We start from the raw sequence: 10,408 nt of genomic DNA on the forward strand, positions 1-10,408 counted from the left end.
GAATGGAACACATATTAAAGAATGATTGGGCGCCGCTATTAGCACCTGAATTCGAAAAACCATACTACCAACAATTACAATCATTTTTAACAGAGGAGTATCGTACACATGTTGTGTATCCAAAGCAGGAGGATGTTTTTAATGCTTTGCGTTATACAAGCTATCAAGATACGAAGGTCCTTGTTTTAGGACAAGATCCATATCACGGGCCAAATCAAGCGCATGGGTTAAGCTTTTCGGTGCAACCGGGCGTACGTACGCCGCCGTCACTACAAAATATGTACAAAGAGCTGCAGGATGATCTTGGCTATGAAGTCCCGAATAACGGTTATTTAGTAAAATGGGCAGAGCAAGGTGTGCTTTTACTAAACACTGTATTAACGGTGCGGCAAGGAGAGGCTAATTCTCACAAAGGAAAAGGTTGGGAAGTTTTCACGGATCGTATTATTGAGTTGTTAAATGAGCGGGAAAAACCAGTTATCTTTGTATTATGGGGACGCCCTGCACAGGCGAAAAAAAAACTTATTACAAATCCTAATCATCATATTATTGAATCTGTTCATCCAAGTCCATTATCGGCACGCCGAGGATTCTTTGGCAGCAAACCATTTTCAAAGATAAATCATTTCTTGGCAAGTAACGGAGAACGGGAGATTGATTGGCAAATTCCGAATCTATGAGTGAGGATTCTTTCGTTTAGAGATTTATACGTGAAAAAACAGACCACTACGGATGCAGCAGTCTGTTTTTTATTTATTCTCTTCTTGTTTTAACTTTGCATCTAGTACGAACGTACCAAATGGAATAACAGATGCAACAAGTGCACCAAACGCCCATGATTTTGACTTATTATGAATCGTCGTTACTTGAATAACGGCGAAGATGAATAGTATAAACAGGACACCGTGTGCCATGCCTACTACAGTAACGGCTTTCGCAAAATCTGCAAAATATTTCAGCGGCATTGCGATGAATAGAAGGATTAGAAAAGAAATCCCTTCTAGTAATCCAATGACTCTTAAGCGTCCAATCGGTGTTGATAACATAAAATGGCCTCCTTCATTATGTAAGCTTGTATATGGTAAATTTGTATTCTTTTTGTAAATAAAATAGCCTATATAAATACAAATTAAACAATCGACATAAAAACCCTCTTTTTTAGGCGATCGAGAGCATCAGGCCATGCATAGAAGCGGTCAGGGCCTTTTTCTGGCACATGCCAGATTAAAACAAAAGGAGAAAGCAAGTAGCGGCCATGTTGTACTTTGCATAGCAGAAACTCATATGTCGGAAAATTAAAATGGATATATAGTTAATTCCATTATAATCAAAAATAAGCTTTACACTATGATAATAGTATAAAGTTCGAAATATCTTCACAAGCTCATACATATAAAAAATAAATCGCGCCTAAGTATTTGACTCTGGCGCGATTTTATGAATGATTGATTCTCTTCAATTTGAAAACTGTTCTACACTAGCACTTCGCTGTTCAAAACAAATTGTTCTATGACTTTTGCAACGCCATCATTCATGTTTGTGTCTGTTACATGATTTGCAATGGCTTTAATGTCGTCTGGTGCATTGCCCATTGCAACGCCAAGGCCAGCAAATTCGATCATAGCCTGGTCATTATAGCTATCGCCCATCGCAATCACTTCTTCACGTGTAATACCAAGTTTTTGGATGAGTTGGTGTAAGCTCGTTCCTTTTGTTACACCATATTCTGTAAATTCTAAGAAGAATGGCTTAGAACGCATAACACTTAATTGTCCTTCAAATTCTTGTTGTAATTTCTTTTCAACTTCTGCAAGACGTTCAGGTGCTTTCATCATTAATACTTTCACAACAGGTTCTTTCACTGCACTTACAAAATTATTAACCTCTATAACTGGCATACCTGTAATATAAGCTTCAACTTCTGTATATTCATTATTTTCCTCTGTCACAATCTCATCGCCAATGTATGTATGAATCCAAACACCTTCGTTTTGGCTCGTTTTATATAAATTATGAACAATTTCAGGTGATAATGTGCTGCTAAATAACTCTTCTTTTGTTTTGCAGTTAATAATTTTTGCGCCGTTAAACGATAAAATAAAGCTTCCATATTCTTCTAATTTTAGTTCTTTTGCAATTGGCCACATCGCAAATGTTGGACGACCGGAGGCTAGTACAACTTTTACACCGCGCTCTTGGGCGTTCATTAGGGCTTCTTTCGTACGCGGTGAAATCGTATGGTCATCGCGCAGTAATGTATCATCTAAATCTAGTACAATCATTTTATAAGACATTTGAATAATCCTTCCTATTATGAAATAAATCGTAAGACATCGAACCTCTTTGAGGGTGGAATCGATTCTACATGAATGTATATATGAGCAAACCTGTTTTGTTTGCTCATATATGTTTCTATTATCGTAACAATTCTTAAAATAGACTGCAATGCTTGAAGTTTGCCAAATTTGTTTACGTTTTGTGTCGATTGGTTTAACTAACTTCTTGTTTGTCCGTTGAACGAGAGAATAATATTTCTAGTATAATTGCCATTACAGAGCCGAGTACAAGGCCGTTGCTTAAGAATGATGCCAGGAATGGCGGCAGTGAAGAAAAGGCCTCTGATGGAATAAACATAACGCCAATTCCGGTAAAGAGAGCGAGACCTGCGACTTTAAATAAGCGTTCTTTATCTTTCACAGTTTCATATTCTCGAAAAGCCAGCCCAATCATACTGGCGAATACCGGATAAATTGCTGCATAGCCGACAGCTACTGGAATTGCTGCGATGAATGAAGTGACCTTTGGAAATAAGCTGATAAGAATAATAAAGGATGAACCAAGAATAAACGGTAATCGTTTGTAAATATTCGTTGTCGTTATGAAACCGGCCGATCCGGAAATAGCGACAGGTCCAATTGCTGAAAACAGACCGCCAAGAAGCTGATTAATACCGGTTATAATTCCTGCTTGCTTAAATCGATTTTGCACGGCAGTTGCTTCGTATTTCGAAACTACTTGTTGAACAACGCGAATACTTGCTAACATGTTAGTTAGTAGTAATAACGTAACAAAGAGAACGGTAATCACCATATTCCATTCTAAGCGAGGTGTACCAAATACGAAGATAGATGGCATTCGGATAATGTCTGATACAGGTGTGATTGGATTTGATAGACCGAAACATGCAAATAAAATCCACCCAATTACAATACTACACAGTACAGAATATTGACCGATCACAGGTAGTTTCGTAACAAAGAAAGATAGAAAAATGATGATAAGAGAAAGAATAAGAACTTTCCCTTGAACAGCCGTATGCTGCCCATTAAGCCCGAACATGCCTTTTAAAAATGATCCGCTTAGCTGTGCAACGAGTAAAAATAGATAGGTGCCAATAACAGTTGGTGTAAAATAGCGAACAAGTTTATCAATAAGTCCAAATATACTAAGAAGAATGCAGATGAGACCACTTAATAAGAAGGAATATTGGAGTACACGAAGCGTTTCGCTGCTTGAACCAAATAATACAACACCAAGGCTTGCATACAAGGAAAAGATACCCCACCAAAGTCCAGCAGGTCCTTCTTGAATTGGTAAGCGATGGCCAAAGGAAGCTTGTAAAATACCTGCAAATCCAAGAACAAATAATGTTCGTTGGACGAATGCGATTGCTTCTGAACCTTCTAATCCATAGTTAGCAGCGACACTAATTGGAACGATTAGGCTACCGGCCAAAATAAATAATGCCCATTGCAGGGCAGAAAGAAATGTTTTCATTATATATCAACCTCTTTCTTGTATTCCATTCCTAGTATATATGTATTTGATTTGTTGTGGCAAAGATTGAATAAAGAGAAAAGAGTTGAAATAATGTTATGAGTGCGCGTAAACAATTGATTATTGCAATTATATGTATGTGTTTTATAGTAATGATCGGAACAATTGGGTTTATGATGATAGAAGAGATTAGTCTGTTTCAAGCATTTTGGATGACAATGATTACTGTATTAACAGTTGGATATGGAGATGCAGTTCCGTTAACGAAGGCAGGAAAGATTTTTGCGCTTTTAATCATTCCAATCGGCATTGGTATTGTGACGTACGCGATTGGGGTGGTAGCGGCTATGATTATTGAAGGGAATTTATTTCAGGCAATGCGGAGGAAGAAGATGGAGAAACAAATTGCAGAAATGAAAGATCATATTATCGTGTGTGGATGCGGCAGGGTTGGTTTGCAAGTTGTGCAGGAATTACGGGAAAAAAACATGCCTTTTATTGTGATTGATAGAGAAGAGTCTGTATTAGCGGAGCAAAAGCTCTTATATGTACATGGAGATGCGACAGACGATGAAGTGTTACATAAGGCTGGTATTACGAGGGCGGCTGGTTTAGTGGCGATTGTTGCGAGTGATGCGGAAAATGTGTTTATTACATTAACTGCAAGAGGGCTAAACCCAAATATTAGAATTATAGCTCGGGCAGAAAAACAAGAGTCAGAAGAGAAATTACGCCGTGCTGGTGCAAATAAAGTTATTAACCCATCTAGTATGGCGGGAATTCATATTGCAAAAGGAATTGCGAATCCTTTCACTGTTCATTATATTGATACAGTGTTATATGGAACAGAACAGAATTTTGCTATTGAAGAGATTGAAATGGCTGCAGGATCATCGTTAATTGGAAAAACGTTAATGGAAGAAGATATAAGAAATCGTTTTGATGTTACGATTTTAGCGATTTTACGAGATGGGTATATTATTCATAATCCAACTGGAGCGGAAAAATTTGCAGAACGTGATATGATAATAGTATTTGGTCCAGTAGAGAATTTAGAGCAATTTGAGAAAGAATTACAATAGATGAGGTGAGAAAGCATGCAAATATCTAGCGATAAGATTTTAAATAAAATGGCAAGTGAAATTGCAAAAGCGAAAGGGAGTGAGTCACATAAAGCAAAAGGGCATCTTTTAGTTGTTCGTGCGTTATGTGATCTATTACTTGAAGAACAGCCAGAAGCTTCTGTATATGTTGAATCAACATTACAAACAAACGTTACAATGCCGCAAATGCCTGTTCAACCAATTGCTTCATTTTCAGGAGAGCCTGTATATGTGAAAGAAGATGATGCAAACGGAAGCTCTCTTTTGGATTTTTAGACGCTAAATAGTTGGATTGTGCGCGGAAATTTTTTATTATAAAAATAAAAAGGGGAATTCCAATGAAAATTTTCTTCTTATTAGGTTGTATTGCAGCAGCATTATCTGTTGCACTTGGTGCATTTGGAGCACATGGACTTGAAGGGAAAATCCCAGCAAAAATGTTAGAGGTTTGGAAGACAGGTGTTACATATCAAATGTTTCATGCAGGTGGATTATTTGTTGTTGCTTTATTAATGGATAAGATTCAATCTTCTCTTGTAAGCGCAGCAGGTTGGTGTATGGTAGCAGGTATTGTGATGTTCTCTGGAAGTCTATACGCATTAAGTACAACGGGTATAAAATTTTTTGGTCCAATCACTCCGCTTGGCGGCGTAGCATTTATTGTAGGTTGGATTTTACTGGGGACTGCGGTTGTAAAAGGGCTATAAAGTGAAACTTTTCGGCCCCTTACAGATGGTTTGTACTTTACTTCCTTGTCCTAACTGGGTGGGATAGAAATAAAACAAAAGCTGGCATATGCCAGCTTTTTTTTATCATCTTGGAGGGTAAGTTGCTGGTTGTTGTGTTGGGAAGTAGATGATTTCTCCTGGGAACTCCACATAATCAAGATAAATCATAAGCAGTAAATAACGTTTTCCGGACTTAGGTTCACTTACAATGATATGATCGCGTCCTGCAGCCTCAATGATACCTGTATAGGATTGTGTACCAAGCGTGCTGCCACGCTCATATGTCATGAAAAAAGTCGCTGCTTTTCCTTTGTTTAAACGAAGGATATTTTCAATATATGATTGCTCAAGTGGAAGCATCCCTTGAGAAACGGCAAGTTGTGCTTGTGTAGCTTGCGGCGGCGCCGGCATTTGTTGTCCTTGTTGTCCTGGCTGCGGTTGCATATATCCGCCAGATGGTTGATAAAATCCTCCCCCATAGTATGGGTTTTGTTGCTGTGCCATACGAAATCCCTCCTCTTTTCAGTTCACTAATACACACTTGGACAGTCTCCAGCACTTGGTTGGAAAAAGCAATGGTTTTTAAAACGACCAGAGTTTTCTTGATTAAACCAAGTTGGCGGACATTCACCTCCTGGCCTAAAAAACCATAACGAAAAATTAGCGGGCCAGAATCGCTCTCCTTGAATCGTACGTCTTGCCAGAGCGATATCACTTTCACGGGCACGCTGATAGAAGTAACCTTTTTGTGTAGCCTCAAATCCACCAGGACTTTGAAATACCATTTGACGAAGGTTTCGAATCTTTTTAAAGTCTAAGCAATTCCCTTTTACGCGATTGACGCCGACATTTCCAACCATCAGCATTCCTTTAGGTCCTTCTCCTTCTGCTTCTGCCCGCATTAACCTGGCAAGTAGTTTTACATGTTCTTCTGTATAGGAAATAACAGCCATCTGTTTCACCTCTTTTATTACTCTGCTAGAGAAAAGGAAGTGTAGAACAATTACTAATTCATAAGTATGAAAAAAGGGGGGCAGATATGACAACCAAACCATGTTTTAATATTTACCTCTATAAATATAAGTTGAAAAACTGAAATGACCCCCCGGGGGGGCGAGAGCATCTGGCCGTGCATAGAGGCGGTCAGGTCCTTTTCCTGACACATGCAACGTTTAAAAAAAGGAGAGAAAGCAACTTATATGTTGAAAAATTAAAATGGATTTATTACTACTCATAAGAAGCAGGGGTTACGCTGAGGAAGATTTGGATAATAAAAAGCTAGCAAGTCTGCTAGCTTTTTATTATCCGAATAATTTTGCCCACATATTAGAGAAGAAGTCTCCAATGGATCGCATTGTCAATACGAACCAATTTTCTTTTTCTACTTCCTCTGTTGTTTTCACATCGAATTTCATTTGTTTACTTCCATCAAGGAAACCATATTGATCAGTAGATTCTAAAACCATTGAGCCTACTTTGGCATCCTTTTTCACAGGTGCAACTAAGCTTCCATCTTCGGACATTGATTTGTTCGCTTCATAGGAAATTTTGTAAGGAGGTTTACTTCCTTTTTTTGTAACGGCCGATATCTCTTTTTCAGGCGTTACAGTTACTGTATCTTCTTTACCCTTTACGACAGGAATCATATTATTTTTATCTATTTTCAACTTCTGTTTTTCAAAGTTCTTAAAACCATACTCCATTAATGCACGGGATTCTATAAAACGCTCATCCATTGATTTTGTTTTAATAATAACGGAGATTAGGCGTAAATCACCGCGTTTGGCTGTAATAGTAAAGCAATATCCAGCTGAATCAGAACTTCCTGTTTTTAATCCGTCTGTTCCTTCATATGCAAATGCAGCACCTGGTAACATCCAGTTCCAGTTTTCCATACGAATTGGGCGCGGATGATTATCTGGGAAGTTTCTGAACCTCTGTTTTGTATCTTCCAATATTTCTGGATATTTTGTCATAATTGTTCTAGATAAGATCGCCATGTCTCTAGCTGATAAAGAGTTTTCACCGTTTGGATCTGTTCCTTCCGGATGCTTTCCTTTTAAATCAGCATTATTTAACCCTGTAGCATTTACGAATTTATATTTTTTTAACCCTAGTTTTTTTGCATGTTCATTTGCAAGATTTATGAAATTCTTTTCACTTCCTGCAAGAAGTTCTGCAAGTGCAACACTTGATCCGTTTGCTGAGAAGACAATAATAGAATGATATAATTCTTTAACTGTATATTGTCGTCCTTTTTCAAATGGAACGTTGGAAAATTCGTTGTTACGGGAAATCTCGTAAGCATAATCAGAGATATTCACTTTTGTATCCCAGGTAATTTTCCCTTCTTTAATGGCTTCTAAAACGGAGTATATAACTATGAGTTTTGACATACTAGCAATTGCAAGTAATTCGTCGGGGTTTTGCTCGTGTAGTATTTTTCCTGTATCTGCATCAAACAGAATGGCAGCAGCAGCTTCAATATGTATGTCTTCTTTCGCATAAGAGGGAGTTGCTCCTATGAAAGAAAACATGAGTGTAAGCCCTAATAAAATAGATAACATTTTCCTCATAATAAATTATCACCTTCGCATCGTTATTAGCATGTAGCTTGTACTATTCTAACATGAGTTTGAATATGGAAAGATTACAATTTTGTAAGTATTTTGGGGAAAACTTCTATTTTTCAGGTTCTTACTTATATAAAAGAAAAAAGGGCAATTTTTGCCCTTTTTCTTTTATACGTATAAAAATTTTGCGACTTTTTCGCTTGGTAAAATGTTTCCGACAAAGAATGTTCCAAACTCACCGTAGCGTGCGCTTACTTCATCAAAGCGCATTTCGTATATAAGTTTCTTAAATTGAAGAACATCATCGGCAAATAATGTTACGCCCCATTCATAATCGTCAAAGCCAACAGAACCGGTGATGATTTGACGTACTTTTCCTGCATATTGACGACCGATTTTTCCATGGCTATACATTAATTTTTTGCGCTCTTCCATCGGTAACATGTACCAGTTGTCTGCGCCTTGACGACGTTTGTCCATTGGATAGAAACAAACGTGGTTTGCTTTTGGCAATGTTGGGTATAAACGCGCAAGAATTTGTGGATTTTGATATGGATCTTCTTCAGCAGGAAGATAGTTACTTAGCTCCACAACAGACACGTAAGAGTATGTAGGAAGCATATACTCTGCTAATGTTGTTTTATTGAATTCTGCTTCAATTTCATTTAATTCTTCCATTGTTGGACGTAAAATCATGAACATGATATCAGCTTTTTGTCCAACAATTGTATATAGGGCGTGGCTGCCTTGTTTTGCAGCTTCTGTTTTATTCCATTTTTCAACGATGTTTAAAAATTCGAACATTGCTTGCTGACGTTCATCACTAGACAATGTTTTCCATGCTGCCCAGTCCATGGAACGAAAATCATGTAAACAATACCAACCATCTAACGTTTTTGCTGCTTCACTCATTAGATTCACCTCGAATAGTCAAGTTTTACACGTTAACTATATCATATATAAATGAAAAAGCATGTACCGGAGTCTTAGGCGCATAAAATTGTCACATTTCAAGGCTGAATTTTGGGAAAATATAATCATTTTCATTTTATCAATTTTTTAGAAGCAATACGTTTAAAATAGAGGTATTCTTAAATATGGATTTCAATTCGTAGGAGGGTTATTAGTGAGCGATTTATTTACAACAGTAAAAGAAAAAGTTCAAGGTAAAGGTATTTCTATCGTACTTCCTGAAGGTACTGATGAAAGAATTTTAGGCGCTGCAGAGCGTTTAGCAAAAGAAGAATTAGTAAAACCAATCTTAGTTGGTAATAAGGAAGAAATTAGCGCGAAAGCTGCTAGCATGAACTTAACATTAGCAGGTGTTGATATTTATGACCCAGCTACATACGAAGAAATGGATGCAATGGTAGCATCTTTCGTTGAACGCCGTAAAGGTAAAGCGACAGAAGAAGCTGCTCGTGAAATCTTAAAAGACGAAAACTATTTCGGTACTATGCTTGTACACATGGGCAAAGCACACGGTTTAGTAAGCGGTGCAGCTCATTCTACAGCTGATACAGTTCGTCCAGCACTTCAAATCATTAAAACAAAACCAGGCGTTACAAAAACTTCTGGCGTGTTTATCATGGTACGTGGCGATGAGAAGTATGTATTTGCTGACTGCGCAATCAACATTGCACCAAACAGCCAAGATTTAGCTGAGATTGGTATTGAAAGTGCAAAAACTGCTGAATTATTTGGTATTGACCCACGCGTTGCAATGTTAAGCTTCTCTACAAAAGGTTCTGCGAAATCTCCAGAAACAGAGAAAGTTGTAGAAGCAACTCGCATCGCGAAAGAAATGGCTCCTGAATTAACATTAGACGGTGAATTCCAATTTGACGCTGCATTCGTACCATCTGTAGCAGAAAAGAAAGCACCAGGTTCTGTTATTAAAGGTGACGCTAACGTATTCGTATTCCCAAGCTTAGAAGCTGGTAATATTGGCTACAAAATTGCACAACGCTTAGGTAACTTCGAAGCAGTGGGACCAATCTTACAAGGCTTAAACATGCCAGTAAATGATTTATCTCGCGGTTGTAATGAAGAAGAAGTGTACAAGCTTGCTTTAATTACAGCAGCACAAGCACTATAATGATGAAAAAAAGCCCTGCAAATGCAGGGCTTTTTTCATACTGTTGAAAAACAATCTAGTCAATAGACAAAAACTAAAAATTTAGATAAAATCTCCTCGTGAATGAAATGAAGCGAGGAGATTTTTTAT

At 37.7% G+C, this 10,408-nt stretch carries 12 protein-coding genes; 5 read left to right on the plus strand and 7 right to left on the minus strand.

The annotated features are described in order from the left end of the window. Positions 1-2 precede the first annotated feature (2 nt). Positions 3-680, plus strand: a complete 678-nt coding sequence (locus tag Q9306_RS11880) for a uracil-DNA glycosylase (protein ID WP_306198580.1) — start codon at positions 3-5, stop codon at positions 678-680. A 69-nt stretch (positions 681-749) separates the two neighbouring features. Here Q9306_RS11880 and Q9306_RS11885 read toward each other — a convergent pair whose 3' ends face one another. From Q9306_RS11885 to Q9306_RS11895, 3 genes are all read right to left on the minus strand, one after another. Further along, entirely contained in the window at positions 750-1,046 is a 297-nt protein-coding gene (locus Q9306_RS11885) for a DUF3817 domain-containing protein (RefSeq protein WP_306198583.1), read from the minus strand. A 426-nt stretch (positions 1,047-1,472) separates the two neighbouring features. Continuing rightward, a complete protein-coding gene (locus tag Q9306_RS11890; protein WP_306198586.1) occupies positions 1,473-2,294 on the minus strand; it encodes a Cof-type HAD-IIB family hydrolase in 822 nt (273 codons plus the stop codon). Between the two features lie 196 nt (positions 2,295-2,490). Next, positions 2,491-3,777, minus strand: a complete 1,287-nt coding sequence (locus Q9306_RS11895) for a purine/pyrimidine permease (protein WP_306198588.1) — start codon at positions 3,775-3,777, stop codon at positions 2,491-2,493. Between the two features lie 98 nt (positions 3,778-3,875). Here Q9306_RS11895 and Q9306_RS11900 point away from each other — a divergent pair, with 98 nt between their 5' ends. The 3 genes from Q9306_RS11900 (at position 3,876) to Q9306_RS11910 (ending at position 5,587) form a co-directional block, all read left to right on the plus strand. After that, on the plus strand, positions 3,876-4,859 hold the full coding sequence (locus tag Q9306_RS11900; RefSeq protein WP_306198590.1) for a potassium channel family protein: 984 nt from the start codon (positions 3,876-3,878) through the stop codon (positions 4,857-4,859). A 15-nt stretch (positions 4,860-4,874) separates the two neighbouring features. Continuing rightward, on the plus strand, positions 4,875-5,156 hold the full coding sequence (locus Q9306_RS11905; protein WP_306198593.1) for a YwdI family protein: 282 nt from the start codon (positions 4,875-4,877) through the stop codon (positions 5,154-5,156). Between the two features lie 62 nt (positions 5,157-5,218). Then, positions 5,219-5,587: a DUF423 domain-containing protein gene (locus Q9306_RS11910; protein WP_306198595.1), complete on the plus strand. Its 369-nt coding sequence runs from the start codon at positions 5,219-5,221 to the stop codon at positions 5,585-5,587. A gap of 105 nt (positions 5,588-5,692) precedes the next feature. Here the strand turns inward: Q9306_RS11910 and gerQ are convergent, their stop codons facing one another. From gerQ to hemQ, 4 genes are all read right to left on the minus strand, one after another. After that, positions 5,693-6,112, minus strand: a complete 420-nt coding sequence (gene gerQ, locus Q9306_RS11915; RefSeq protein WP_306198597.1) for a spore coat protein GerQ — start codon at positions 6,110-6,112, stop codon at positions 5,693-5,695. A 26-nt stretch (positions 6,113-6,138) separates the two neighbouring features. Continuing rightward, complete coding sequence (locus Q9306_RS11920; RefSeq protein ID WP_306198599.1) at positions 6,139-6,561, minus strand: cell wall hydrolase; 423 nt, start codon at positions 6,559-6,561, stop codon at positions 6,139-6,141. Between the two features lie 348 nt (positions 6,562-6,909). Beyond that, a complete protein-coding gene (locus Q9306_RS11925) occupies positions 6,910-8,184 on the minus strand; it encodes a serine hydrolase (protein WP_306198602.1) in 1,275 nt (424 codons plus the stop codon). A gap of 165 nt (positions 8,185-8,349) precedes the next feature. Continuing rightward, entirely contained in the window at positions 8,350-9,093 is a 744-nt protein-coding gene (gene hemQ, locus Q9306_RS11930; protein WP_306198604.1) for a hydrogen peroxide-dependent heme synthase, read from the minus strand. A 214-nt stretch (positions 9,094-9,307) separates the two neighbouring features. On the opposite strand from hemQ, the gene pta reads away from it, so the two are divergent. Beyond that, positions 9,308-10,279, plus strand: coding sequence for a phosphate acetyltransferase (pta, locus tag Q9306_RS11935; RefSeq protein WP_306198606.1), 972 nt, complete (start codon positions 9,308-9,310; stop codon positions 10,277-10,279). Positions 10,280-10,408: the final 129 nt, after the last annotated feature.

The sequence above is a fragment of the Bacillus multifaciens genome (assembly GCF_030756675.1).
GTDB classification, from domain to species: Bacteria; Bacillota; Bacilli; order Bacillales; family Bacillaceae_G; genus Bacillus_A; species Bacillus_A multifaciens.

What these genes read in the sequence shown, in the direction of transcription:
- Q9306_RS11885 (WP_306198583.1), bottom strand. Translation starts at nt 1,046, where the DNA reads ATGTTATCAACACCGATTGGACGCTTAAGAGTCATTGGATTACTAGAA.
- Q9306_RS11905 (WP_306198593.1), top strand. Translation starts at nt 4,875, where the DNA reads ATGCAAATATCTAGCGATAAGATTTTAAATAAAATGGCAAGTGAAATT.
- Q9306_RS11920 (WP_306198599.1), bottom strand. Translation starts at nt 6,561, where the DNA reads ATGGCTGTTATTTCCTATACAGAAGAACATGTAAAACTACTTGCCAGG.
- Q9306_RS11910 (WP_306198595.1), top strand. Translation starts at nt 5,219, where the DNA reads ATGAAAATTTTCTTCTTATTAGGTTGTATTGCAGCAGCATTATCTGTT.
- Q9306_RS11890 (WP_306198586.1), bottom strand. Translation starts at nt 2,294, where the DNA reads ATGTCTTATAAAATGATTGTACTAGATTTAGATGATACATTACTGCGC.
- gerQ (WP_306198597.1), bottom strand. Translation starts at nt 6,112, where the DNA reads ATGGCACAGCAACAAAACCCATACTATGGGGGAGGATTTTATCAACCA.
- Q9306_RS11925 (WP_306198602.1), bottom strand. Translation starts at nt 8,184, where the DNA reads ATGAGGAAAATGTTATCTATTTTATTAGGGCTTACACTCATGTTTTCT.
- Q9306_RS11880 (WP_306198580.1), top strand. Translation starts at nt 3, where the DNA reads ATGGAACACATATTAAAGAATGATTGGGCGCCGCTATTAGCACCTGAA.
- Q9306_RS11895 (WP_306198588.1), bottom strand. Translation starts at nt 3,777, where the DNA reads ATGAAAACATTTCTTTCTGCCCTGCAATGGGCATTATTTATTTTGGCC.
- Q9306_RS11900 (WP_306198590.1), top strand. Translation starts at nt 3,876, where the DNA reads ATGAGTGCGCGTAAACAATTGATTATTGCAATTATATGTATGTGTTTT.
- hemQ (WP_306198604.1), bottom strand. Translation starts at nt 9,093, where the DNA reads ATGAGTGAAGCAGCAAAAACGTTAGATGGTTGGTATTGTTTACATGAT.